Below are 23,936 nucleotides of genomic sequence, written 5' to 3'. Positions count from 1 at the left end.
TCGCCCGTGCCGGGGCCGTCCGGACCGGAGCGCGTCCGGTGGGGTTCCGGCCGGTGGGCGTCCGGCGGGGTTCCGGCCGGTCCGTGCGGTCGGGGCACCGGCACCGCGAGGCCGGCGGATCACCGCGGGCCTGTGGACAACTCCGACGGTGTCGGTCCCGCCCCCTATCGTGGACGCAGTGGTCGAGGGACGACGTACGGGGGACGGGACGATGCGAGGAACGGGCGGGATCAGGGAGATGCCAGGAACCACCGAGATGCCGGGCACGGAGAGCGAGGCGCTGGCCACGCTCCACCGGGTCTTCGGGTACGAAGCCTTCCGGGGCGAGCAGGGCGAGGTCATCGAACACGTGGTGGCCGGCGGGGACGCGGTCGTCCTCATGCCGACCGGCGGCGGCAAGTCGCTGTGCTACCAGATCCCCTCCCTGGTCCGGCCGGGCACGGGCGTCGTCGTCTCCCCGCTGATCGCGCTGATGCAGGACCAGGTCGACGCGCTGCGGGCCCTGGGCGTGCGGGCCGGGTTCATGAACTCCACGCAGGACTTCGACGAGCGGCGCACGGTCGAGGCCGAGTTCCTGGCCGGCGAGCTGGACCTGCTCTACCTGGCACCGGAGCGGCTGCGCCTGGACGCCACGCTGAACCTGCTGTCGCGCGGCAAGATCGCCGTCTTCGCCATCGACGAGGCCCACTGCGTCTCCCAGTGGGGGCACGACTTCCGCCCCGACTACCTCACCCTCTCCCTGCTGGGCGAGCGCTGGCCCGACGTCCCGCGGATCGCGCTCACCGCCACGGCCACCGACGCGACGCACCAGGAGATCACGCAGAGGCTGCGCATGCCGGCGGCCCGCCACTTCGTCGCGAGCTTCGACCGGCCCAACATCCAGTACCGGATCGTGCCGAAGGCCGACCCCAGGAAGCAGCTGCTGAGCTTCCTCCGCGAGGAGCACGCGGGCGACGCGGGCATCGTCTACTGCCTGTCGCGCAACTCCGTGGAGAAGACCGCCGAGTTCCTCTCCCGCAACGGCATCGAGGCCGTGCCGTACCACGCCGGCCTGGACGCGGGCACCCGCGCGGCGCACCAGTCGCGGTTCCTGCGGGAGGAAGGCCTGGTCGTGTGCGCGACCATCGCCTTCGGCATGGGCATCGACAAGCCGGACGTGCGGTTCGTCGCCCACGTCGACCTGCCCAAGTCGATCGAGGGCTACTACCAGGAGACGGGCCGCGCGGGCCGGGACGGACTGCCCTCGACGGCCTGGATGGCCTACGGCCTCAACGACGTCATACAGCAGCGCAAGATGATCCAGTCGAGCGAGGGCGACGAGGCGTTCCGGCGCCGGGCCGCCGCCCACCTCGACTCGATGCTGGCACTGTGCGAGACCGTCCGGTGCCGCCGCGGACAGCTCCTGGCCTACTTCGGCCAGGAACCGGACCCGAAGGGCTGCGGCAACTGCGACACCTGCCTCACGCCACCGGAGACCTGGGACGGCACGGTCGCGGCACAGAAGGTGCTGTCGACGGTGGTGCGGTTGCAGCGGGAGCGCGGCCAGAAGTTCGGGGCGGTGCAGATCGTCGACATCCTCATGGGCAGGCGCACGGCCAAGGTGATCCAGTTCGACCACGACCAGCTGTCGGTGTTCGGCATCGGCGAGGAGCTGTCCGAGGCCGAATGGCGCGGTGTCGTACGGCAGTTGCTGGCACAGGGGCTGCTCGCCGTCGAGGGGGACTACGGCACGCTGGTGCTCACGGAATCCAGCGGTGAGGTACTGCGCCGCGAGCGCGAGGTGCCGCTGCGCAAGGAGCCGAAGAAGCCGGTCACGGCGAAGGCGTCGGCGGGTTCCTCCACGGGCAGGGGCAAGGCGAAGGCCGCCGCGGTCGAACTGCCCGAGGCCCTGCTCCCCGCCTTCGAGGCCCTGCGCGCCTGGCGCGCGGAACAGGCCCGCGAGCAGGGCGTGCCGGCGTACGTCATCTTCCACGACGCCACGCTGCGGGAGATCGCCACGGCCTGGCCGACGTCGGTGCGGGAGCTGGGCGGGATCAGCGGGGTCGGCGAGAAGAAGCTGGCGACGTACGGGGAGGGAGTCGTCGGCGTGCTGAGCTCCCTGGGCGAGGCCCCGGGCCCGGCGTCCGACGCCGCCCCGGACCAGGGCTTTGGGAGGGCTTCCGTCGCCGGGTCCGCCGCGGGCGGGGCGCCCTCCGCCGACGGGGCCGACGACCACTGGCCCGAGATGGACGAGGAACCGGAACCCGAGGACGAGGACTGGAGATAGACGACCGGAGACCGTGTGCGGGAGAACGGGGAGCGGGCCGCGTGCCGCGGACCGTGTGGGGGAGAACGGGCACGGGACCGCGGGCCGGGATGCCGGACCGGGATGCCGGGCCGCGGTCGTCCCCGGTCAGGGCTCAGCTCAGTGCGGTCAGTCCCGGGGCGAAGGTGATCAGCAGCGGGAGCAGGGGGACCAGTGCCGCCACGGCCGTCGTCAGGGCCCGGTGCCTGCGCAGCAGCCGCGGGGGCGGCTGGAGGAGACGGTCCACGCGTTCGCCCAGCAGGCGGTGGGAGGACGCGCAGGACAGGACGCCCCGGTGCTGGTTCAGCTCGATCAGCGCGAGGGCCGTCGTGAGGTGACCGCAGCGGCGGGAGGCCGTGTCGTCGGCGGAGAGCTCGACCAGGCGGTGGGTCTGGTCGCAGAAGTGGGCGAACAGCGGGACGCGCGGGAACCCGGTGGCCAGGGCCGTCGACAGGTGCAGCAGCCAGTCGTGGTGGGCGCGGGCGTGACCCCGTTCGTGGGCGAGGACCGCGTCGATCTGGTGGGAGGTGAGGCGGTGCAGGGCACCGGTGGTCACGACCAGCCGGGACGGACTGCCGGGCATCCACCAGGCGTCCGGGTAGTCGTCCTCGAGCACCAGCAGGGGACCCCGGGCGGGAGGCAGTCCCGCGGGCAGGTCGGGCGCGCGCTCCCGCAGGTGGGCGCGGGCCAGACCGCGGCGCCGACGGGCCTCGACCAGCTCGCGGGCGAGCATCGCGGTGGTCCAGGCGGCGCCGCAGGCCAGCAGCAGCGTGAGCACCGTCGCCCACACCGGGGCGGCCGAGAGGTCGTAGGCCTCCGTCACGGCCGGTGGTGCCGGGGCGAAGAGCTGGACGCGGACGGTGTGGAAGACGGCGGCCGCCCCCAGCGCGAGCGCCGTCAGACAGCACAGCAGCACCGTGGCGACCAGGCACTGCCACACCCACAGCGCCACCACCGGCTCCCGCTCGGGCCACTCGGCCCGGGTCAGCGCGCGCGGGACCGGCACGGCGGCCGTCAGGGCGACGACGCTCAACAGGAGCAGGCAGAGGGTCATGGCTGCGGGCTCCGGATCCTGGTCGGGGAGAACGGGTCGGTGGCGACGGGCGGTTCCGCGCTCCGGGACGGTGGGTGCGGCGGGTGCGGCGGGTCCGGGGCGGGAACCGTTCCCGCCGCCAGTATGACGGCGGGAACGGCCGGAGTCAGCCCGTGCGGACCCGCCCGCTCACCTCGCCCAGACCGACCCGCAGCCCGCCCGGACCGGGAGCCCAGGCCGACAGGGTCACCACGTCCCCGTCCTCCAGGTACGCCCGCTTGCCGTCGGGGAGTTCCAGGGGGTCGCGGCCGTTCCAGGTCAGCTCCAGCAGGGAACCGCGCTGGTTCTCGGCCGGGCCGCTCACCGTGCCGGAACCGTAGAGGTCGCCGGTGCGCAGGGAGGCCCCGTTGACCGTCATGTGGGCGAGTTGCTGGGCGGCCGTCCAGTACATGGTGGAGAAGGGGGGCTCGGAGACGACGTGGCCGTTGACGGCGACCGAGATGCGCAGGTCGTACCCGGCGGGCTCGGTGGCGGAGTCGTCGAGGTAGGGCAGCAGGGGGTGGGTGCGTTCGGGGGGTGACAGCCGCGCCTCCTCCAGCGCCTCCAGCGGGGTGATCCACGCCGACACCGAGGTGGCGAAGGACTTCCCGAGGAAGGGGCCGAGGGGGGCGTACTCCCAGCCCTGGATGTCGCGGGCGGACCAGTCGTTGAGGAGGCACAGGCCGAAGACGTGCTCGCGGAAGCCGGTCAGCGGCACCGGGTGTCCCTGCCGCGACGGCGTGCCCACCACGAAGCCGACCTCGGCCTCGATGTCGAGCCGCCGGGTGGGGCCGAAGACGGGGGCCGGGTCGGTGGGCGCCTTGCGCTGGCCCGAGGGGCGGACGACGTCCGTGCCCGAGACCACGACCGTGCCGGCGCGGCCGTGGTAGCCGATCGGCAGGTGCTTCCAGTTCGGCGGGAGGGGGTCCGCGGCGTCCGGGCGGAAGACGGCGCCCGCGTTCCGGGCGTGGTGCTCGGAGGCGTAGAAGTCGACGTAGTCGGCCACCTCGAACGGCAGATGCAGGGTCACCGAGGAGAGGGGGTGCAGGAAGGGGAGCAGCGTCTGCCGGTGGGAGGGGTCCGTGACCCACTCGGTCAGGGCGCCGCGCACCTCGGACCAGACCGTACGGCCCGCCGCCAGCAGCGGGTTGAGGGTCGGCCGGCCGAGCAGGGCGGCGTGCGGGGAGCCGAGGGCCCGGGCCGCCGCACCGGCGTCGAGCACGTGGTCGCCGAGCCGGACGCCGACGGTCCGCTGCCCGGAGCCGGAGCCGGAGCCGGAGCCGGAGCCGGAGCCGGAGCCGGAGCCGGAGTCCGGTCGGGGCTCGGCATGCGGGTCGGAGCCGGGGCTGGAGTCGGAGCCGGCGCCGGAGGCGGGGTCGGACAGGGAGAAGACGCCGTACGGGAGGTTGTGCGGACCGAAGGGGTCGCCCTCGGGGAGGTCGAAGGGGGCCAAGGGGGGCATCGGGTGCTGCCTCACTTTCGTGCTCGCCATCTGTTCGCCAGGTCTGCGCCTGCGTTCGCCATGGCCGGGCCGGTCATGCGCAGGTGCTCCGCGGGTGCTCTGCGGGTGCGCCGAGCCGCGGCACACGTTACGGCCGACCTCGCGGAAGGGACACCGCGGCGACACGGGAGCGCCACCGGGGACCGCGGGCCGGGCGGCCCGGCCGGAGCGCTCCGCGTCCGTCCGGACACGGCAGGTCGTCCACGGCCCGGTCCGCAATCTTGACGGAGCGGTGCGAAAGGGGAGACTCTGGGCGGGTGCCGGAAGGCCTCGGGGAGGAGGCGTTCCCACGGCACATGGGGGGCGGATGGCCACAGGGGAGGCCGGACTCGCGTCGGCGCGGCATGTTCCACGGCCGGAACGGCTGGAAGAGACCATGCGCGGCAGGCTCGGCCGGGAATGCGTGTACGTGCCGTCGTGCCGGTTCGGGCTGTTCGTGGCCCTGCGCCACTGGTGCCCGCCGGGCGGGCGGGTGCTGATGTCGCCGGTGAACGACGACGTGATCTTCTTCGTCGTGCTCGCGGCCGGGCTCAGGCCCGTGCAGGCGCCGTTGAACCCGCTGGACGCGTCGATCGACGTCGACGCGGTACCGGACGACCTGTGGGGGTCGCTGTCCGCGGTGCTGACGACGAACCTGTACGGCAATCCGGACGACACGCCGCGGCTGCGCGCGAAGTGCGACGCGTCGGGCATCCCGCTGTTCGAGGACGGGGCGCACGCCATCGGCAGCGAAGTGGGCGGCCGGCCGGTCGGGGCCTGGGGCGACGCCTCCGTCTTCAGCCTGTCCAAGCACGTCGGCGCCCAGGCGGGCGGTTTCCTGTCCTGTGCCGACCCGGGCCTGCGCGGAACCCTGGAGAGGACCTGCGAGGACCTGCTGCTGCCGGGCCGGCTCACGGCCGAACTGGCCTACGCCGTCCGGCCGTACGCGGAGGCGGCGGTGCGCGGGCTGCGGCTGCGGCGGGCCGCGTGGGCCACGATGCGGCTGCTCGGGCTGACGGAGCGCGAGGGGATCCGGATGCCGTTGCGGCCCGGGGCACTGGCCGGGGCGGTCGGTGCCGCGCCCGACCTCGCCGCGAGCGACCCCTGGATCCGGGTCGACATGCACGACTACCGGTTGCGTTCCGGAAGGCTGCGCCTGGGGCGGATCGGGCGCGGGCTCGACCGCCTCGACGAGGTCCTGGCCGCCTGCCGGGCGGGCACGGAGCACCTGCTGTCCACGCCGTGGGCGCGGCCGGTCCGGCGCGACCCCCAACCCCTCTTCCGGGTCCCCCTGTTCGTCGCCGACCGGGACGCCGCGATCGCGGCCCTCGCGCGGCGGGGCATCGTCGTCGGATACCTCTACGACCCGCCGCTCGACGACTACGCGGGCGCCGGCTTCACCGACCTCTCGCCGGATCCGACGGGGGCCCGGTGGTTCGCCCGGCACGCGCTGCCGGTCGATCCGCTGCGGGCCCGCCGGGTCGTCGACGTACTGGAGGAGTCCGGCGCGCGGCCGGCCGGGGCGCCGGGAGGGCTGGAGCCCGCCCGTGGCTGACACCCGGGCCGGAACACACGCGGCGGCCTCGGCCGGAGCGCGGGCCGGCGCCGAAGATGTGACGTCCGCCGAAGTGATGACCTCCGCCGGAGCAGGGGCGGCCGCCGGGGCCAGAGCGCTCACGGGAGCCGGGGCGTCCGCCGGGGCAGGGGTGGCCGCCGGAACCGGAGCGTCCACGGGAGCCGAAGTGTCCACGGAAGTCGGGGTGTCCGTCGGAGCCGGGGCGTCCGCCGGGGCCGGGGCCGGAACCGGAGCCGGGGCCGGGGGGCGCGCCGGGGCCGGTGCCGAGGCGCGGGCGGGTGGTCCCGGCGGCGGGCGGGGCTCCGACCCGCTGTTCCGGAACGCCTACTTCCTGATGCTCAGCACCGGCGTCTCCGCCGTGCTCGGCCTCGGCTTCTGGCTCGTGGCCGCCCGCTACTACACCGAGGAGGCCGTCGGGCAGGGCTCCGCGGCGATCGCCGCGATGCGTCTGCTGGCCAGCATCACGGCGACGACGATGATCGGCGCGGTCGTCCGCTTCGTCCCGCGCGCGGGACGGGCGACCGGGTCCCTGGTGCGGCGGGCGTACGCGGCGAGTTCGGTGGTGGTCGCCGTCGCCGCCGTCGTCTTCCTGCTCACGCTCGACACGTGGGGGGCGTCGTACGCGCCGCTCGGCACGCCGGTCGCCGGGGCGGCGTTCGTCGTCGCGTGCGTGGCCTGGGCGCTGCTCACCCTCCAGGACGGGGTGCTGACCGGACTGCGCAGGTCCGGATGGGTCCCGGTCGGCAACGCGGTGTTCTCGGTCGGCAAGCTGGTCCTGCTGGCCGTCTTCGCCACCGTACTGCCGGCGCTCGGGATCTTCGTGTCCTGGGCCGCCGCCATCGCCCTGTCGACGGTGCCGCTGGGCTGGCTGATCTTCCGCAGGCTCATCCCGCGCCAGGCCGCGGCCGACCGGGACCTGGAACCCCCCGGGGCCCGTGAGATGGGCCGGTTCCTGGCCGGGGACTCGCTCGGCGCGCTGTTCAGCCTGGCGATGATCAACCTGCTGCCGGTGATGGTCGCCGTCCGCTTCAGCGCGGCGGAGAACGGCTACTTCTACGTGGCGTACACCGTCGGCGGCACGATGGAGTTCATGGCCATCAACATGGCCTCCTCCCTCACCGCCCACGCCGCGCACGACCCGCGCCGGCTCGCCGAAGGCGTCCGCGGGGCGCTGCGCCGGATGACGCTGCTGCTGGTTCCGGTGGTGCTGGTGCTGGTGGTGTTCGCGCCGCAGATCCTGCTGCCGTTCGACGAGGACTACGCCGAACACGGCACCACCGTGCTGCGGTTGCTGGCGGCCGGGGCGCTGCCACGGGTCGTGGTGGAGCTGTACATCGGGGTGCTGCGCGTGCAGGGCCGCACCGGCGTGCTCGCCGCGCTCCAGGGCGCCATGTGCACGCTGGTCCTGGGCAGCGCGGCCGTGCTGTTCACCCCGGCCGGGATCGCGGGCGCGGGCTGGGCGGTGCTGCTGAGCATGTCGCTGATCGCCGTCGTGTCGGTCGTCGGGCTGCGGACGGCGCTCCGCGAGGGCGACCGGCCACCTGCCGACCGTCCCGTCCTGGCTGACGCCTCGCCTGCCGACCGTCCCGTCCCGGCCGCCGTGACCGCGACCGTCACCGCGGCCCCCACTGTGTCCGCGCCCGCACCCGGGACCGCGCCCGCACCCGACGGCACGCCGGCCGCGGGCGGTGCGCGCGGGGCCCGGCTGAACGCCGCCGCCGGATACGGCACGAGCTGGGCGCGCCGGACGGCGTACGAGCGCGGTGCCCGCGACGAGGACACCGTCGCGCTGTTCATAGGCCGCCCCGGATACGAACGGGAGGCCCTCCAGGCGGACACCCTCGCGGTGATCGTCCGCCCGCACCGGGGCGCACCGCCGGCCGGGCGCGGCGGGCGGGCGGGCCGGCCGGCGCCCGGCCCGGGGAGCGACGGCCTCTGGTCCGAGCGCGGGCAGCGCCGACTGCGCGCCGGGCTGTGGGTCCTCCTCGGCGGCGCCGCGGTGTCCTACGCCGTGGCGCTGCGGAACCTGCCGTGGCTCGGCGGCCGGCTCGCGGGCGGTCTCGCCGAGCCGTTGAGCGGGCGCGGGATGCTGGGCCTGCTGCCCGGTCCCGCGCTGCTCGCCGGAGGAGCGCTGCTCCTGCTGTTCGTCGCCGCCGTGACGCTGGGGGTACGGCGCGGGGCGGGGCTGCCGGGCACGGCACTGGGAGCCGTCGTCCTCGCGCTGTACGCCGTGCCCGTGGCCCTCGGGCGGGAACCACGGGCACTGGACGGGGCGTTCTCCACGCGTACGGCGGATTTCTTCGCGCGGACCCTGGGCCTTCCCGGCCCCGACCCGCTGCTGCGCTGGGTGCCGCCGGTCTGTCAGCTGCTCTGCCTCGTGCTGCTGTGGCTGCTGCTCGACCGCTTCGGCCGGCGCTTCGGCGACCGGCCGCTCTTCGGCGGGCCGCTCGGGCGGCTGCCGTGGGAGGCGCGCTGGGGGATCGTCTATCTCGCCGCCGTGGGGGGCTGGGCGGGGAGAGAGGCGCTCGCGCCCGCCGCGCCGCCGACGCTCGGCCTGCTGTTCCTGCTCCTCCTGCTCCTGTCGCTCCGCCGTGCCGAGCCGCCCTCGGAGCCGTTCCCGGAGCCGCCGTCGGAGCCACCGCCGGAAGCCGTACCGGATCCGCACCCGGCACGGGCGGACGACGGCAGCGGCCGAGCCGCCCCGAACACACCCACCGACCCGTCCCGCGACTGATCGGGACCAGAGCCGAACCGCCAGGGGGGAACCGCCGTGCGTCCGCCGACCACTCCACGGGAGAGATCCGAACCGGAGCCCACGACCGCCGCGGACGCGTCGACCGCCGCGGACGTGCCGGCCGCCACGCCTACGCGGACCGCCGCGGACACGCGGGGTCCGGCGGGCGGTGAGCACGTGCCCGAGCCCGTGACCGATCTCTCCGACCTGCCGCCGGGACGCCCCTGGTGGCACGCCGCGCTGCACCCCGCGTCCGTGCTGCTCGTCGCGCTCGCCCTGTGGGGCTGGGCGATGGCCCGCACCGACGTCTCCGACCTCGACGACTTCGGTCTCGTCACCGCCGTGCATCCCGCCTTCTGGGCGGGACTGGCGCTGCTCACCGTCGGCTTCTGGGCCACGCTGCGCGGCCCGCGCCGCCACCCCCTCTGGGCGCCGGCGTACGTCGTGGCCCTGCTGGTGATGGAGCGCGCCACCCAGGCGGTGCTGTACCCGACGCCCCTGTACGCCTGGGCGTGGAAGCACGACGCGGTCGTCGACCACCTGCTGACGGCGGGCCGGCTGGAGAACGCGGACGCGATCGGCGACATGGCCGTCTACGACCAGTGGCCGGGCTTCTTCGCCGCCCAGGCCACGCTGGTGCGGCTGCTGGGCGCGGACTCCGCCGCGCACGTCATGGCGTGGTGGCCGCTGGTGTCCGGCCTGATGCTGCTGCTCCCGCTGCTGCTGCTCTACCGCACCTTCACCGAGGACCGGCGGCTGATCTGGACCGGGGTCTGGGTCTTCTGCGTCGCCAACTGGGTCGGCCAGGACTACTTCTCCCCCCAGTCCGTGGCCTTCGCCCTGCACCTCGGCGTGCTGGCCGTCGTCCTGCGCCGCTACGGCCGCCCCGACCGGTCCGACCGGTCCGACCGGTCCGACCGGTCCGACGCGCGGCAGCGGCAGGCCGTGTGGACGGTGCTGCTCACCCTGCTGATCGTGGCCGTCGTCATCTCGCACCAGCTCACCCCCGGCATGCTGATCGTCTCGCTGGCCGCCCTCTTCCTCACGCGCCGCTACCGCGACAGGATCCCGCTGGTCACGGCCTCCGTGATCTTCCTGGCCTGGTGCCTCACGGCCGCCCTGCCCTTCCTCTCCGCGACGATGCCCGACATGATCCGCTCGATCGGCGACATCGGCGGCAACGTCTCCACCGGCTACGGCGCCACCCCGACCGGCACCGGCGCGGTGGCCGGCTCCTGGGCGGCCCGGCTGCTGTCGGCCTCGGTGCTGCTGCTCGCGGTGGTGGGCGCGCTGCGCCGGCCGGTGCTGCGCCACCGCGCGATGCCGCTGCTGCTGGTCGCGGCGGCCCCCCTGCCGATGCTCGGGGCGAGCAGCTACGGCAGCGAGATGATCTTCCGGGTGCTGATGTTCATGCTGCCCGGCGCGGCCTTCTTCGCCGCGGCGGCCCTGCTGCCGCAGGCGCGCACACCGACGGCGAGGGAGGAGTCCGGCCGGGCCGAGCCCCGCCGCCACCTGTGGCTGCCGCCGCTGGCCCTCCTCGTCGGCACGCTCGCCTTCGTGCCGAGCTACTCCGGCAAGGACCGCATCAGCTACTTCCCGCCGGCCGAGGTGGACCTGGTGCGGCAGGTCGTCGACCGGGCGCCGGACGACTCCCTCGTCGTCGCGGCCGACCGCAACTACCCGCTGGCGTTCGCCGACTACTGGAGGGTGGACCACTACTGGTTCCTCGACGACGACCGCGAACACGTCGACGCGATCGTGCGCGACCCGGTGGCCGCACTGGCCCGCGACATGTCCGCCGTGGAGTCACCGGGCCGGGCCTACCTGCTGTTCACCCGCGGCCAGTTCGCCGACGCCGAGATGAACGGGCTTCTGGAAAAGGGCCAGTTGGACCGCATCCGGCGGTCCGTCGACGCCTCGCCCCTGTTCGAGCGGGTGGCGGGGAACGACGCCGGGGTCGCCTACGTTCTGAAGGAGAGGGACCGATGACACCGCGGGAACTGGCCGTACGGACCCTGCCACCGCTCGGCGGCTGGCTGGCGCTGTCCGCACTCGCGCTGCCCGACGGCTCCGCGCTGCGGGGCGCGGCCATGGTCGTCTTCCTGGCGGCGGGGCCGGGCGCCGCCGTGCTGGGAATCTGCGGCCCCGCGTTGGCCGCGGTGCCCGCCGCGGGGCCGGTGGAGGGCCGGGACCCGGCCTTCGAGCGCCACTCCGACCTGCTCGAACGGCTGATGCTGGCCGTCTTCGTCAGCGTGGCCCTCGTGCTGCTCGCCGGGACGGTGTTCATCGCCACGCACGCCTTCAGCGCGCAGCGCGTCCTGCTGACGCTCACGCTGCTCACCACGGCCGCCGCGTTCTGCCCGCGGCTGCGCGCCTCCCCACCGAGGACTGCGAAGGGTTCTGCTCTGTGAGGCTGCTCCACCCCGACGGCGACGGCCGCCCGTCCCACGGCGACGGCCGCCCGTCCCACGGCGACGGCCGACCGCTCCACGGCGACGGCCGACCGTCCCGCGGCGGGCGCGCTCAGCGGCACCGGCGTCCGCGCGACCCCGGCCCCGCGCCCCGCCCCTTCACACTCCGTTCCGCGGGCCCCCGGCCCCGGCCCCGGACGGGGCCCCGGCCCCGCTTCCTCACCGTCGCCGCCGTCGCCTGCGCCGTCCTGGTCGTCGTCCTCCTGCTGCGCGGCGGCACCGGCCTGGACGGCTCCGGTTCCGAGCCGGGGCCGGGCGGGTCGCGGCCCCCGGCCCTCGGCGGCAGGTGCGCGCCGACCGCGCTGCTCGAACCGCCCTGCGGGGCCTGGTTCGGCGCGTTCGTGCCGCACGGCAAGGACGACCTCGCGGAGAAGGTCCGCGGCTACGAGCGGCGCATCGGCCGCAAGCTCGACATCGTCTACACGTACCACGACATGTCCCTGGTCCAGGGGGACCGCCTGGAAGGGCAGCTGCTCACCCCGGAGGAGCGGCGCGTCGCCGGCGAGGAGCACCTGCTGCTGCTGTCCTGGGAGAGCAAGTGGTGGGGCGGCACGAAGGCGCAGCAGCCCACCTGGAAGCAGATCGCGGACGGTGACCTGGACGCCTCGGTCATCGACGTCCAAGCCGCGCGGATCAGGGAGTTCGGGGAGAAGGTCTTCCTCTCCTTCGACCTCGAGATGGACACCCGCACGCCCGCCAGCGGCACCCCCGAGGACTACGTGCGCGCCTACCGTCACCTCCACGACCGGTTCCGGGAGCTGGGCGTGACCAACGTGGTGTGGACGTGGATCACCACCGGCTACCTCGGGCACGCCGGCCTGATCGAGCGGATGTACCCGGGCGACGACTACGTCGACTGGGTGGCCTACAACCAGTACAACTACTACCGGTGCCACGACACGGGCTGGCTCTCCTTCGCCGAGACCCAGCGGGCCACGCACGAGTGGATCCGCGAGAACATCTCGGACGACAAACCGCTGATGCTCTCCGAGTTCGGTACGGCCGACGACCCGTCCCGGCCGGACCGGCAGGCACAGTGGTACGCGCGGGTGCCGGCGGTCCTGAAGGGCCTGACGGGCGTCAAGGCCGCGCTGCAGTGGAACCACCGCGACCCCGGCCCGCACTGCGACCTCGCGCTGGCCCGCGACGAGACCTGGGCCGGCCTGCGCAAGGCGGTCGCCGACCCCTATCTCAACCAGCCGTTCGGATAGCCCGGACGGCGCACGGACCGGGCGGGGTCGCGCGTGGGGGAGGCGCGGGTGCGGGCACGGGTGGGGGAGGCACGGGTGGGGGAGGCGCGGGTGGGGCCGCGGGTGCGGCTAGCCCGCGAACACGGGCCCGCGCAGCACCGCGCGGGCCCGCCGGTACCAGCGCCACCCCACCGTCCTCGGACCGTCCCGGTACGGCGCGACGCGTGCTCCCCCGCCCGCCAGCCAGCCCTCCACGTCGGCGACGGTGTGGGAGCGCCGCACGATGAGCCGGGCGATGCGGTACGCCTCGTCCCGTTCCGAACTCAGCGCGTGCCGCACGGCGGTGGCCGTCTCGTACCCGGCGGCGGCCGCCATGCGCCGCACCCGCCCGCTGTTGTAACCGTGCGGATAGGCGAGGTGGCGCACGGGATGCCCGAGTGCGTCCTCCAGCACGGCCCGCGAATCGCGCAGTTCGCGGGCGAGGTCACGGGACGGCAGGGTGTCGAGCTGGGCGTGCGTGACGGTGTGGCTGCCGACCTCCGTGCCGGACTGTTCCAGCCCGGCGGCCTGGGCCAGCGTCATCATCGGGGCGGGCGGCAGCAGACTGCGTCCGCCGGGGCTGATCGCGCCGGTGGTGAGGTAGGCGGTGGCGGTCAGGTTCCGCGCGGCCAGTGCCTCGGCGGTCGGTCCGGGCAGGTCGGCGAACCCGTCGTCGAAGGTCAGCAGCACGGGCCGGTCGGGCAGTGGCGCCCGCCCCGCCAGGTGGTCGGCGAACGCGCTCACCGTCACGGGCGTACGGCCGCTGTCGACGACGGCGTCGAGATGCGCCGCGAACTCCTTCGGGGTGACGGTGAACTCCGCTATCCAGGAGGGCGGTTCGTCCATCACGGCGTGGTAGAGGAAGACCGGCACGGCCTCGCCGCCCGCCCCCGTCACCGCGACCTCCCGGTCGTCCCGGTCGCCCCGGCCGTCCCGACTGTCCCGGACAGCACGGAGGCCTGCCCGGCGCGCAGCGCACGCCGGGCGCGCAGATAGCCGACCGGCCCGTACAGCATTCCCTTCCGTTGCAGCCGGGACAGCCGCCGCGGCCACGGATGACCACGGTCGTCGTGCCCGCCCGGCACACCCGGAGCGCCCGGCACACCCGGAGTGCCCGGCGCGCCCGCCGTGCTCCGGGCGTCGGTGTCCCGGGCCGCGGTCAGCGTGCGGGCGTGCGCGAGTCCGCGGGGGAGCCGGGCGAGGAACGCCGGCAGCAGCGCGGGCCGGTTGACCAGGAGCGCGGTGAGGTAGGCGGTGAGGCCGACGCCGTAGCCGTACGCCTGCGTCTCCAGGTCCTGCCAGGTCTCGCGGTGGTGGTGCCAGACCAGGGCCTGCGGGGTGTAGCGCAGGCGGTGTCCCTGGGCGAGCACGCGGACGAAGCCGTAGAGGTCGTCGCCGCCGCGCGCGGGCGTGCCCGCCCCCGTCGCGGGGTCGAAGCCGCCGACCGCGCGCAGCACGCCGGTCCGGAACGCCATGTTGGCGCCGGACCCGAACCGGCCCGCCGTGAACGGGAACAGCGGCTCGTCGGCGGGCGGGTCGGCGGGGTCGTACGTCCGAGGCGCGAAGCCCTTCGCGAAGCCGCCGTGGCTCTCCAGCAGCACCTGGGCGGGGGTGCGCAGCCGGGCCGGCAGGATCAGCCCGGTGGCGCAGCCGAGGCCGGGATCGGCCGCGAAGGGCGCGGTGAGTTCGGTCAGCCAGCGCGGGTCGGCGACCACGTCGTCGTCGGTGAAGGCGACCACGTCGCCGCGCGCGGCCGCGAGGCCGGTGTTGTGGGCGACGGCGAGGCCGGGCACGGGCTCGGTCACGTACCGCACGCGCTCGGCGTACTCGCGTCCGACCAGGTCACGGGTCGCGTCCGTCACCGGGGCGTTGTCGACGACGACGACCTCGAAGTCGGGGTGGTCCTGGACGAGCACCGAGTCGAGCGCGTGGGCGAGCCGGTCGGCGCGCTCACGGGTGGCGATGACGACGGTGGTGAACGGGACGGTGTGCCCAGTGGCGGCCGGAGCCGATGCGGGTGCCGGTGCCGGTGCCGGTGCCGGTGCGGGTGAGGGTGCCGGTCCGCCGTCCGCGTGCCGCCGGGCGAGTTCGGTGAGGACCGCTCTCGGGTCGGCGCCCTCGGGCACCCGCCCGAGCAGCGCGGCGACCGGCCGGCCGGCCCTGCGGACCAGGAGGAACACCGCGCCGTGCGTCACGGGCGGGCTCCCCGGACCGGGCCTCAGCACACCGCCGCCGTCCGGCCCCGGGTCCTGCCCTCGCCCCGGCCCCCGGCCCGGTTCCGGTTCCAGTTCCAGTTCGGCGACCTGCACCGGCTCGACGGCGAGGTACCCGCGGATCTCCTGCCGTACACGTGTCACGTGGGACACGAATCCTCCCCCTCCACTTTCATGGACCGTCGGAACCCGCCGGGACTTGTCGGCACCCGTCGGAGCACGTCACGCACGCCTCACGCACGCCTCGGAGATGCCTCGGAGACGCCTCAGGGCCGGCGCAGCCGTCCGACACCCTTCAGCGCCCGTGCGGCCGTCGCCGCGAGCCGCGGCCGGTTGCGCACGAAGTGGTGCGCCCGGCGCGAGGGCTCCCGGCCGAGCCAGTGGAGCACGGCGCCCACCCCCGGACGCGTCCACGCCCCCTCGTAGACGGGCAGTTCACCCGTCTTCAGGGAGTCCTTGTACTCGGCGGCCCCCCGGCCGAGGTCGAGCAGGCCGATGCCCTCGGCGGCGGCGGCCTCGGCCATCCGCAGGTGCAGCACCAGACCGGGCGAGTACTTCGCGAACTCCGGGTCGTAGGCGGGGAACCAGCAGGCCAGCACGGTCGTCGAGCGCAGCCCGAAGTGCGCGGCGACCGGCCGTCCGCCCGCGTAGAGGACGGACAGGGTGCCGGAGCAGTCCGTGCCGCGCGTCTCCCGGGCGAGCAGGTGCACGAGCCGGGTGATCCACTCCTGCGCGAACCGGTCCCGGCGGCCGGTCCTGCGGTACTGCGCGGACTTCCACGCCATCAGCGTGCGCAGCGCCGCCGGATCCCGCTCGTCGAACACGAACCGCAGGTCACCGACCTGGCGGCCGAGGCGGCGCTCCTTGGCGAGCGTCGTCTTGAGGAACTTCGGCGACTGCGCGCGCAGGACGGACTCGTAGGTGTCGTACCCCTTCTCCACGTCGATGACGTAGGAGGTGTACTCGGCCGCCGCGTGCGGGACGAACAGCTCCTGCTCCGCCTCCAGGTTGTCGAAGGCGAAGCTCGACAGGGAGCAGGCCCGCAGGAGTTCGTCCGCGCTCAGCCGGGGAACCGGGCCGAGGACGGCTCCCTGGGAGTCCGAGACGCCGTGGGCGAGGGCCTGGCCCCGGCCGAACCGGCCCCGCTCGTGGGGCAGGAAGCCGACCGGCTCGCGCCCCTCGTACACCACCGCCACGCGCGTGCGGGGCCGTACGCGGCCCACGGCCTCGGTGAACTCCGGTTCCATGAACGGGTTGCGCGCGGCCGCCGACGCCGCTCGCAGCGCGCGCCACCGCTCCCGTTCCCCCTCGCCGAGATCCTCCGGACTCAGCACACGAATGCGTCCGCCGCTCAACCTGACCCCCCGATCAAGTCCCCCCTGGACTGTCTGGACGGTACCGCTCCAGGTGCCCGGGACGGTAGGTAGCGGACCATGTTGTTGCCAACCGGTGCATAGGCCTTCAACATCCCGGTACCGGCGCGTTGCGGTGGAAAGCCGTCTCCCGCGTGAACGGTGCCGAACGGGACGGAGCCGCACCGGAACGGTACGGACCGGCACCGGAGGACGACGGACCGGGAAGGGTCCGGACCAGGAGGGACCGGTGCCGGAGCAGGCGGGACAGGGGGCCCGGGCGGGAAGGGAGCGGGCGTCGAACTGAAGGTGAGTCGCAGCCCGTTGCGGTCCGTATTCTCTGATCATGGCCGCACCCACCGCACCCGCCGCGCGCTGCGCGTACTCCCTCGTCGCCACCGACCTGGACGGAACGCTGCTGCGCGGCGACGACACCTTCTCCGACCGGTCGCTCGACGCGCTCGCGAGGGTGGCGGCCGCAGGCGCCCGCCACCTGGTGGTGACCGGCCGGCCGGCCCCCCGCGTACGGCCGCTGCTGGATGCCCTGCGCGGACAGCAGGGGCTCGCGGTGTGCGGGCAGGGCGCGCAGCTCTACGACGCCGGAACGGGCCGTCTGCTGTGGTCGGTCACCCTGGACCGGGAGCTGGCCGAGACGGCACTCGGCAAGATCGAGGCCGAGGTGGGCGAGGTGTACGCGGCGGTCGACCAGGACGGCGTCGACGGGCTCACGCTCATCGAACCGGGCTACCTGATGCCGCACCCGACGCTGCCGGCCCTGCGCGTCGGAGCGCGCGACGACCTGTGGCGCGCTCCGATCAGCAAGGTCCTGCTGCGCCACCCCGCCCTGTCCGACGACGAGTTGGCGGCGACGGCCCGTTCGGTGGTCGGCTCGCTGGCCACCGTCACGATGTCCGGGCCGGGCACGGTGGAGCTCCAGCCGTGCGGCGTCACCAAGGCGACCGGACTGGCCCTGGCGGCCGAGCGCCTCGGGCTGCGGCCGCAGGACACGATCGCCTTCGGCGACATGCCCAACGACCTCCCGATGTTCGACTGGGCGGCGCACGGCGTGGCGATGGCCAACGCCCATCCGGAACTCAAGGCGGTGGCGGACGAGGTGACGACGTCGAACGAGGACGACGGCGTGGCCGTCGTCCTCGAGAGACTGTTTCCCTAGTCCGGCGGGGCCCCGTCACCGGGGCCCGTCCTCCCCCGTGTCCCCCGGTGGACCGGCGGGGACACGGGGCGGCCGTCAGTAGGCGCCGAAGACGTTGTCGATCGAGCCGTACCGGTGGGCCGCGTAGTTGCAGGCGGCGGTGATGTTGGCGACCGGGTCGTACGGGTCGAAGGCGGTGCCGGCGACGTGGTACGCGGCGAAGGTCGGGTCGATGACCTGGAGCAGGCCCTTGGACGGGATGCCGGCGGCCGCGTTGGAGTCCCACAGGTTGATGGCGTTCGGGTTGCCGGACGACTCGCGCATGACGTTGCGGTAGATGCCGTCGTAGGTACCCGGAATGCCCTTTTCGGCCATGATCGCGAGGGACTCGCGGATCCAGCCGTCGAGGTTGTTGGTGTACCCGGCCGTCGTGGTGGCGGCCGCGGTGGCCGACGTCGTGGTGGCGGCGGAGGCGCTGGTCGAGCCGATGAGCGGGAGGGCCAGCACGGCGGCACCGGTGGCGGCGACGGCGAGGGTGCGGGCGAGGCGGGTGCGGCGGTGCTGAACGGCAGCAGGCATGACGAAAGGTTCCTCTCCGGCGCCTGCGAGGTGAGCTGTCGGGTTCGGACTGGAAAGTGCCCGGCCGGCCGCCGCGGGGACGCGGTGACACGACTTCACCCCGAGCCGGTCCGGTACGTGCGTGACGTACGGCCCGGCGACTTACCTGGGTCCCCCGCTCCTGCCGTGCGTGAGTGTCGGTCGATGGGTGCCGGGCGGCGGCAGGATTAGGCGTCTGCCCGACAGGCCGGGAACGTATGCGAGAGCACATGTCCGGAACAAGTGGCGGATTCACAGATCACCCCTATTGACCTTGATCAGGGGTGTATGCCTGCTTGATCCTTTGCATTCGCCAAGCGTCAACTCGCCGACGAGCAAAGCGGGATGGGAATTTCCGGAAGAGGGTGGCCATGTGCGCGCGCAGTGAGCCAACTCACCAGCGTCCACAAGAAGGGTGAAACGGACATTGAGCGTCAAGTCCCTTTCAAAGGGGCGTGCGTGGCTGTGCGGGGAGGGGTGCCTCCGGCGAGCCCGGTGGAACACCGTCTCGCCGCCCTTCCGGAGGCGCCGGCGCGGGCTCGTCCGTCGGTGGGGCCGGGAGGGTGACGCGCGAGTCCGGAGAGCGACAGGGGTGAGGGGGCGGGGGGCGGGGGGTGGGGGGCCCGGAGGGCGACGGGAGGGGCCGGGCGGGCGGCGGCTGCGGCCGGGCGGGGCCGCCGGTCCGTTTCGCGGGCCGTGCCGACCGGCCGACCGTGCCGCCCGCCCTGCCGGCCGGCCGTGCCGCCCGACGGCCCCGCCGGCCGACCGTTCGTGCCGGCCGTTCGGCGACACGCCGGGCATGATCCGGTACCGCCCCGCCGCGCGGGGGACGCCTCCCGGGCGAGCGAAGTTCGAGACGGGGGGACGTGGGGCCTGTCGGTGATCGAAACGTGACCGGATACGCTGACTTGAGTGAGGGCAACGACCTATCGACAAACCGCGTAATCGCCAGAAGACACCAGCAGACAGGAGACCCCTCGTGACCGTCGTCGGGCCGTTCGGGCTGAGCGTGCGGGACCAGGCTCTGGAAGCCGATGTCCAGGCCGGATTGGCGGCTGTCGAGGAAGGCTTGCTCGAGGCCACCAAGAGCGAGGTCCCGTTCATCACGGAAGCCGCGCAGCACCTGGTCAGGGCGGGTGGGAAGCGGTTCCGGCCGCTGCTCGTGATGCTCGCCGCGCAGTTCGGCGACCCGTACGCGCCCGGCATCGTGCCCTCCGCCGTGGTGGTGGAGCTGACCCACCTGGCCACGCTGTACCACGACGACGTGATGGACGAGGCCGACGTGCGGCGCGGGGTCCCCAGCGCGAACACCCGCTGGGGGAACTCGGTCGCCGTCCTCACCGGCGACTTCCTGTTCGCCCGTGCCTCGCACATCCTCGCCGACCTCGGGCCCGAGGCGGTGCGGGTGCAGGCGGAGGCCTTCGAGCGGCTCGTCACCGGACAGATCCTGGAGACGGCCGGGCCGGCCGACGACCGGGACCCCGTCGACCACTACCTCGACGTGCTCGGCGGCAAGACCGGGTCGCTGGTCGCGGTGGCGTGCCGGTTCGGCGCGATGATGTCGGGCGCCGACGAGACGGTTGTGCACGTGCTCACCCAGTACGGCGAGCGGCTGGGCGTCGCCTTCCAGCTCGCCGACGACGTGCTCGACATCGCGTCGGACTCGCACGAGTCGGGGAAGACGCCGGGGACGGACCTGCGCGAGGGCATCCCCACGCTGCCGGTGCTGCGGCTGCGCGAGCGGGCCGCCCGGCTGGCCCTGCCCGAGGACATCGCGCTGTGCGAGCTGCTCGACTCCGACCTGAGCGACGACGCCCGGCTCGCCGAGGCGCTGACCGCGCTGCGCGGCCACCCCGCGCTGGAGCAGGCCCGACGGGACACCGTGCGGTACGCCGAGGAGGCCCGGGCGGCGCTGGTGCCGTTGCGGGAGTGCGACGCGAAGGTGGCCCTGATGGAGCTGTGCGACGCGGTGGTCCACCGGGCGGGATGACCCACGGGGCCCACCGGGCGGGATGACCCGCGGTGGCCCACTGGGCGGGATGACCCGTACGGGGCCGGGCCTGCCCGCCTCGCCGGGCCCTCCGCCCCTTACGGCCCTCCGCCCGTGCGACCCACCCCGGTCTCCGCCCCGCCCCGGTCTCCCTCCACCCCGGTCTCCCTCCACCCCGGTCCCCGCCCCGCCCCACCCGGACTCCGACCCTCACCCCACCCTGACGCCCCCGCCCCCGCGTCATACCCCAGGCGTACGCCGACTTGGGTCCCCGGGCTGACGTAAGCGGGTGGCCGATTTGGTCAGATGGGAGCTACGGAAAACACCACTCCTCACCGATTCGGGTGAGAATGGCGGCTCGGGTGGGGACGCCGACCCGCGCGACGACCGGCCGCCGCCGACGACGGAGGTAAGGCACACATGGCACCGTACGCATCCGACGACAGCACGCACGCCGGGGAGGCCGACGATCTGCGGGTCGGGCGGCGCAGGGCGGTGCGGTACATCGTTCCGGTCACCGTGATGGGTGTCGCGGCGGCGACGATCGGGCTGGTCCCGGCGCTCGCCGACTCGGGGGACCCCGACCTGCCGAAGATCACCGCACAGCAGCTCATCGAGAAGATCGCCGCGTCGGACGTACAGCAGCTGTCCGGCACGGTGAAGATCACCACCGATCTCGGCCTGCCCGACCTGGGCGGTCTGGAGAGCGGGCTGCTCTCCGGGGCCACCGGGGACGACGAGGGCGGGTCCTCCGCCGACCCCTCCACCAAGCTCACCGAACTCGCCTCCGGCACGCACACCCTGCGCGTCGCCGCCGACGGCCCGGACCGGCAGAAGCTGTCGCTCCTGGAGAGCGCCGCCGAGTACAGCCTCATCCACAACGGCAAGGACGTGTGGGGGTACGACAGCGCCTCCAACGAGGTCTACCACTCCACCGCGAAGCAGGCGGGGGCGGCCGAGTCCGTCCCGGCCACGCCCAAGGACCTCACCGACGAGGCCCTGAAGGCCGTCGACGACACCACGTCCGTGACCGTGGACGGCACCGTCCAGGTGGCCGGCCGCGACGCCTACAAGCTGCTGGTCGAGCCGAAGCAGTCCGGTTCGACCGTCGGCGCGATCAGTGTGGCCGTGGACGCGAGGACGGGGCTGCCGCTCAAGTTCACGCTGACCCCGGCGAGCGGCGGTGCCGCCGTCGTCGACGCGGGCTTCACCCAGGTCAGCTTCGCCAGGCCGAGTGCCGCCACCTTCGACTTCACCCCGCCCAAGGGGGCCAAGGTGACCGAGGGGGACGGCGCGGACGCCCCGGGTGGGGCACCCGCGCCGTCCAAGGGCGCGAAGGGGGACCTCGCCGGGGGCCTCGCCGGGCTCGACGTCCTCGGCGAGGGCTGGACCTCCGTCGCCACCTTCGACACCGGCGGCGAGGGCGTCCCCTCCGCCGGCGACCTTCCCGACGCGGGCGGTCTCGGCGGGTTCCTGGACTCCTTCGGCGACAAGGTCGACGGCACGTTCGGTTCGGGCACCGTCTTCTCCACCCGCCTGGTCAACGCCCTGGTCACGGACGACGGCAAGCTCTACGTCGGAGCCGTCACCAAGGACGCCCTCGTGAAGGCGGCGAACGCGGGACAGTAAGTACCCTGACGTGAACCGACGATCGGGGGAGCCGATGGACGACGAGCCGGCGGCGCGGGCGCTGCCCCGCACTCCCGCCGCGGACGACGCCCCGGGCGGCGCCGGTGCCGCCGGCGCGTACGGCACCACCGCCACCGACAGCCACACCGCCACCGAGACCGCCACCGCCACCGGCAGTGGCGGCCACGGGGACGGCGGCGGCGGTGACGGCGGGGACGGCACCGTCATCCGCACGCGCGCCCTCACCAAGCGCTACCGCGGTGGACAGCTCGCCGTGGACGGCCTCGACCTGGCCGTCCCGGCGGGCAGCGTCTTCGGCTTCCTCGGTCCGAACGGCTCCGGCAAGACCACCACCATCCGCATGCTGATGGGCCTGATCGCGCCCACCTCCGGCACGGTGCGGGTGCTGGGGCACCCCGTGCCCCGCGCGTCCCGCGCCGTGCTGCCGCACGTCGGCGCCCTCATCGAGGGCCCCGCCCTGTACGGCTTCCTCTCCGGCCGCGACAACCTCCTGCGCTACGACACCGCCGATCCGACCGCCGACCCCCGCACCCGGCGCGCCCGCGTGGCGGGGGCGCTGGACCGGGTGGGTCTGACGACCGCCGCCGGCAAGAAGGCGAAGGCGTACTCGCTCGGCATGAAGCAGCGGCTGGGCCTGGCCGCCGCCCTTCTCCAGCCCCGGCGGCTGCTGGTCCTGGACGAGCCGACCAACGGGCTCGACCCGCAGGGCATGCGCGAGATCCGCGTCCTCGTGCGGGAGCTGGCGGCGGACGGCACCACCGTCTTCCTCTCCTCCCACCTCCTCGACGAGATCGAGCAGGTCTGCACGCACGCGGCCGTCATGGCCCGCGGGCGCCTCCTCACCCAGGGGCCGGTGTCCGACCTGGCGGCCCGGGCGCGCGGCCGGCTCGTCGTGACCACCGCGGACACGGCGGACGCGGCCCGGGTGCTGAAGGAACAGGGTGTGGCGGACGTCGTCGTCACCGAGGACCGGGTGACGGGCGAGCCCGCCGACCGCGACCTCGCCGGTCTGAACGCGGCGCTGGTGACGGCAGGCGTCCGGGTACGCGGCTTCGGCGTGGAACGGGCCTCACTGGAGGACGCGTTCGTCGCACTCACGGGGGAGGGTTTCGATGTCGCGGGCTGAGCGGGCCGGGCAACCCGAGCGGGCCGGACGGGCCGGTCGGGCCGAGCTTTCCGAAGCGGAGACCGCACCGGAGGCCGCACCGGTGGTGGCACCGGAAGCGCCGCCGCGAGCCGCACCGCGGGCCGGGGAGGGCGTCCGGCGGGTGAGCCCCTTGTGGAGCCTCGGACTCCTCCGCAGCGAGCTGACCGTCACCCTGCGCCGCTGGCGCACCCTGGCCCTGCTCGGCGTGCTGGCCGCCGTACCGGTGCTCGTCGGGATCGCCGTGAAGATCGAGACCGGGGACGGACCGGCCGGCGGTCAGCGGGGCGGCGGCGGTGAGGGGCCGGCCTTCATGGCGCAGATCACCAACAACGGCCTGTTCCTGGTGTTCACGGCGCTGGCCGCCACGCTCCCGTTCTTCCTGCCCATGGCCGTCGGCGTCGTCGCGGGGGACGCGGTCGCCGGCGAGGCGAACTCCGGCACCCTGCGCTACCTCCTCGTCGCCCCCGCCGGCCGCACCCGCCTGCTGCTGGCCAAGTACGCGACCGCGGTGACCTTCTGCCTGCTGGCCACCCTGGTCGTCGCGGTGTCGGCGCTGGCGGTCGGCGCCCTGCTGTTCCCGCTCGGCGACCTCACGACCATCTCCGGTACCCGCATCTCCTTCGCCGACGGCCTGGGCCGGGCCCTGCTGATCGTCCTGGCCGTCACCGCCTCGCTGCTCGGCGTGGCCGCGCTCGGGGTGTTCGTCTCCACGCTCACCGACAGCGGCATCGCGGCCATGGCGACGACCGTGGGCCTGCTCACCACCGTGCAGATCCTCGACCAGATCCCGCAGCTGCACGTGATCCAGCCGTACCTCTTCTCCCACTACTGGCTGTCCTTCGCCGACCTCGTGCGCGACCCGGTCCACTGGGAGGAACTCCGCAAGAACCTCGGCCTCCAGGCGGTCTACGTCGCCGTGTTCGGGTCGGCGGCCTGGGCACGGTTCACGACGAAGGACGTGACGGCGTGACGCCCGCGCCCGCCGCCC

General features: G+C 74.3%; 17 protein-coding genes and 1 riboswitch. Of the genes, 11 read left to right on the top strand and 6 right to left on the bottom strand.

Going from position 1 to position 23,936, the window contains the following annotated elements; genetic code table 11:
- The first annotated feature begins 211 nt into the window (after window positions 1-211).
- Window positions 212-2,266, top strand: coding sequence for a DNA helicase RecQ (gene recQ / locus ACF09K_RS28350; RefSeq protein ID WP_392248172.1), 2,055 nt, complete (start codon window positions 212-214; stop codon window positions 2,264-2,266).
- A 133-nt stretch (window positions 2,267-2,399) separates the two neighbouring features.
- Here the strand turns inward: recQ and ACF09K_RS28345 are convergent, their stop codons facing one another.
- Entirely contained in the window at window positions 2,400-3,338 is a 939-nt protein-coding gene (locus ACF09K_RS28345) for a M56 family metallopeptidase (protein ID WP_392247969.1), read from the bottom strand.
- A gap of 145 nt (window positions 3,339-3,483) precedes the next feature.
- Window positions 3,484-4,809, bottom strand: a complete 1,326-nt coding sequence (gene fahA, locus ACF09K_RS28340; RefSeq protein WP_392248170.1) for a fumarylacetoacetase — start codon at window positions 4,807-4,809, stop codon at window positions 3,484-3,486.
- Window positions 4,810-5,164: 355 nt separating this feature from the next.
- On the opposite strand from fahA, the gene ACF09K_RS28335 reads away from it, so the two are divergent.
- From ACF09K_RS28335 to ACF09K_RS28315, 5 genes are all read left to right on the top strand, one after another.
- Window positions 5,165-6,391: a DegT/DnrJ/EryC1/StrS family aminotransferase gene (locus ACF09K_RS28335; RefSeq protein ID WP_392247967.1), complete on the top strand. Its 1,227-nt coding sequence runs from the start codon at window positions 5,165-5,167 to the stop codon at window positions 6,389-6,391.
- Between the two features lie 355 nt (window positions 6,392-6,746).
- Window positions 6,747-9,146 (top strand): lipopolysaccharide biosynthesis protein, encoded by a 2,400-nt coding sequence (locus ACF09K_RS28330; protein WP_392248168.1) that lies wholly within the window; start codon window positions 6,747-6,749, stop codon window positions 9,144-9,146.
- A gap of 177 nt (window positions 9,147-9,323) precedes the next feature.
- Window positions 9,324-11,135, top strand: coding sequence for a glycosyltransferase (locus ACF09K_RS28325; RefSeq protein WP_392247965.1), 1,812 nt, complete (start codon window positions 9,324-9,326; stop codon window positions 11,133-11,135).
- Window positions 11,132-11,557, top strand: coding sequence for a hypothetical protein (locus tag ACF09K_RS28320; RefSeq protein ID WP_392247963.1), 426 nt, complete (start codon window positions 11,132-11,134; stop codon window positions 11,555-11,557). The genes ACF09K_RS28325 and ACF09K_RS28320 overlap by 4 nt, the downstream gene beginning before the upstream one ends.
- Window positions 11,554-12,828, top strand: coding sequence for a glycoside hydrolase family 26 protein (locus tag ACF09K_RS28315; RefSeq protein ID WP_392247961.1), 1,275 nt, complete (start codon window positions 11,554-11,556; stop codon window positions 12,826-12,828). Before ACF09K_RS28320 ends, ACF09K_RS28315 begins: the two co-directional genes overlap by 4 nt.
- A gap of 108 nt (window positions 12,829-12,936) precedes the next feature.
- Here ACF09K_RS28315 and ACF09K_RS28310 read toward each other — a convergent pair whose 3' ends face one another.
- The 3 genes from ACF09K_RS28310 to ACF09K_RS28300 form a co-directional block, all read right to left on the bottom strand.
- On the bottom strand, window positions 12,937-13,692 hold the full coding sequence (locus ACF09K_RS28310) for a polysaccharide deacetylase family protein (protein ID WP_392248166.1): 756 nt from the start codon (window positions 13,690-13,692) through the stop codon (window positions 12,937-12,939).
- A 47-nt stretch (window positions 13,693-13,739) separates the two neighbouring features.
- Window positions 13,740-15,212, bottom strand: a complete 1,473-nt coding sequence (locus ACF09K_RS28305; RefSeq protein ID WP_392247959.1) for a glycosyltransferase — start codon at window positions 15,210-15,212, stop codon at window positions 13,740-13,742.
- Window positions 15,213-15,325: 113 nt separating this feature from the next.
- Window positions 15,326-16,399, bottom strand: a complete 1,074-nt coding sequence (locus tag ACF09K_RS28300; RefSeq protein WP_392248164.1) for a GNAT family N-acetyltransferase — start codon at window positions 16,397-16,399, stop codon at window positions 15,326-15,328.
- A 358-nt stretch (window positions 16,400-16,757) separates the two neighbouring features.
- On the opposite strand from ACF09K_RS28300, the gene ACF09K_RS28295 reads away from it, so the two are divergent.
- Entirely contained in the window at window positions 16,758-17,585 is an 828-nt protein-coding gene (locus ACF09K_RS28295; protein ID WP_392247957.1) for an HAD family hydrolase, read from the top strand.
- A 75-nt stretch (window positions 17,586-17,660) separates the two neighbouring features.
- On the opposite strand, the gene ACF09K_RS28290 is transcribed toward ACF09K_RS28295, so the two are convergent.
- Window positions 17,661-18,143 carry a transglycosylase SLT domain-containing protein gene (locus tag ACF09K_RS28290; RefSeq protein ID WP_392247956.1) on the bottom strand — a complete coding sequence of 161 codons (483 nt, stop codon included), beginning with the start codon at window positions 18,141-18,143 and terminating at the stop codon, window positions 17,661-17,663.
- A 5-nt stretch (window positions 18,144-18,148) separates the two neighbouring features.
- Window positions 18,149-18,329, bottom strand: a riboswitch (cyclic di-AMP (ydaO/yuaA leader).
- 811 nt (window positions 18,330-19,140) lie between these two features.
- Here ACF09K_RS28290 and ACF09K_RS28285 point away from each other — a divergent pair.
- From ACF09K_RS28285 to ACF09K_RS28270, 4 genes are all read left to right on the top strand, one after another.
- Window positions 19,141-20,151 (top strand): polyprenyl synthetase family protein, encoded by a 1,011-nt coding sequence (locus tag ACF09K_RS28285; protein WP_392247954.1) that lies wholly within the window; start codon window positions 19,141-19,143, stop codon window positions 20,149-20,151.
- A 420-nt stretch (window positions 20,152-20,571) separates the two neighbouring features.
- Window positions 20,572-21,780: an outer membrane lipoprotein carrier protein LolA gene (locus tag ACF09K_RS28280; protein ID WP_392247952.1), complete on the top strand. Its 1,209-nt coding sequence runs from the start codon at window positions 20,572-20,574 to the stop codon at window positions 21,778-21,780.
- A gap of 61 nt (window positions 21,781-21,841) precedes the next feature.
- The gene (locus tag ACF09K_RS28275) at window positions 21,842-22,927 is read left to right on the top strand and encodes an ABC transporter ATP-binding protein (protein WP_392248162.1); all 1,086 of its coding nucleotides are present in this window, start codon (window positions 21,842-21,844) and stop codon (window positions 22,925-22,927) included.
- Window positions 22,914-23,918, top strand: coding sequence for an ABC transporter permease (locus ACF09K_RS28270; RefSeq protein WP_392247950.1), 1,005 nt, complete (start codon window positions 22,914-22,916; stop codon window positions 23,916-23,918). Before ACF09K_RS28275 ends, ACF09K_RS28270 begins: the two co-directional genes overlap by 14 nt.
- Window positions 23,919-23,936: the final 18 nt, after the last annotated feature.

The organism is Streptomyces sp. NPDC014882 (assembly GCF_043081325.1).
Classification (GTDB): Bacteria; Actinomycetota; Actinomycetes; order Streptomycetales; family Streptomycetaceae; genus Streptomyces.
This window is presented reverse-complemented; position numbering and strand designations above follow the sequence as displayed.

What these genes read in the sequence shown, in the direction of transcription:
- recQ (WP_392248172.1), top strand. Translation starts at nt 212, where the DNA reads ATGCGAGGAACGGGCGGGATCAGGGAGATGCCAGGAACCACCGAGATG.
- ACF09K_RS28345 (WP_392247969.1), bottom strand. Translation starts at nt 3,338, where the DNA reads ATGACCCTCTGCCTGCTCCTGTTGAGCGTCGTCGCCCTGACGGCCGCC.
- ACF09K_RS28335 (WP_392247967.1), top strand. Translation starts at nt 5,165, where the DNA reads ATGGCCACAGGGGAGGCCGGACTCGCGTCGGCGCGGCATGTTCCACGG.
- ACF09K_RS28330 (WP_392248168.1), top strand. Translation starts at nt 6,747, where the DNA reads ATGCTCAGCACCGGCGTCTCCGCCGTGCTCGGCCTCGGCTTCTGGCTC.
- ACF09K_RS28320 (WP_392247963.1), top strand. Translation starts at nt 11,132, where the DNA reads ATGACACCGCGGGAACTGGCCGTACGGACCCTGCCACCGCTCGGCGGC.
- ACF09K_RS28310 (WP_392248166.1), bottom strand. Translation starts at nt 13,692, where the DNA reads ATGGACGAACCGCCCTCCTGGATAGCGGAGTTCACCGTCACCCCGAAG.
- ACF09K_RS28295 (WP_392247957.1), top strand. Translation starts at nt 16,758, where the DNA reads ATGGCCGCACCCACCGCACCCGCCGCGCGCTGCGCGTACTCCCTCGTC.
- ACF09K_RS28290 (WP_392247956.1), bottom strand. Translation starts at nt 18,143, where the DNA reads ATGCCTGCTGCCGTTCAGCACCGCCGCACCCGCCTCGCCCGCACCCTC.
- ACF09K_RS28280 (WP_392247952.1), top strand. Translation starts at nt 20,572, where the DNA reads ATGGCACCGTACGCATCCGACGACAGCACGCACGCCGGGGAGGCCGAC.
- ACF09K_RS28270 (WP_392247950.1), top strand. Translation starts at nt 22,914, where the DNA reads ATGTCGCGGGCTGAGCGGGCCGGGCAACCCGAGCGGGCCGGACGGGCC.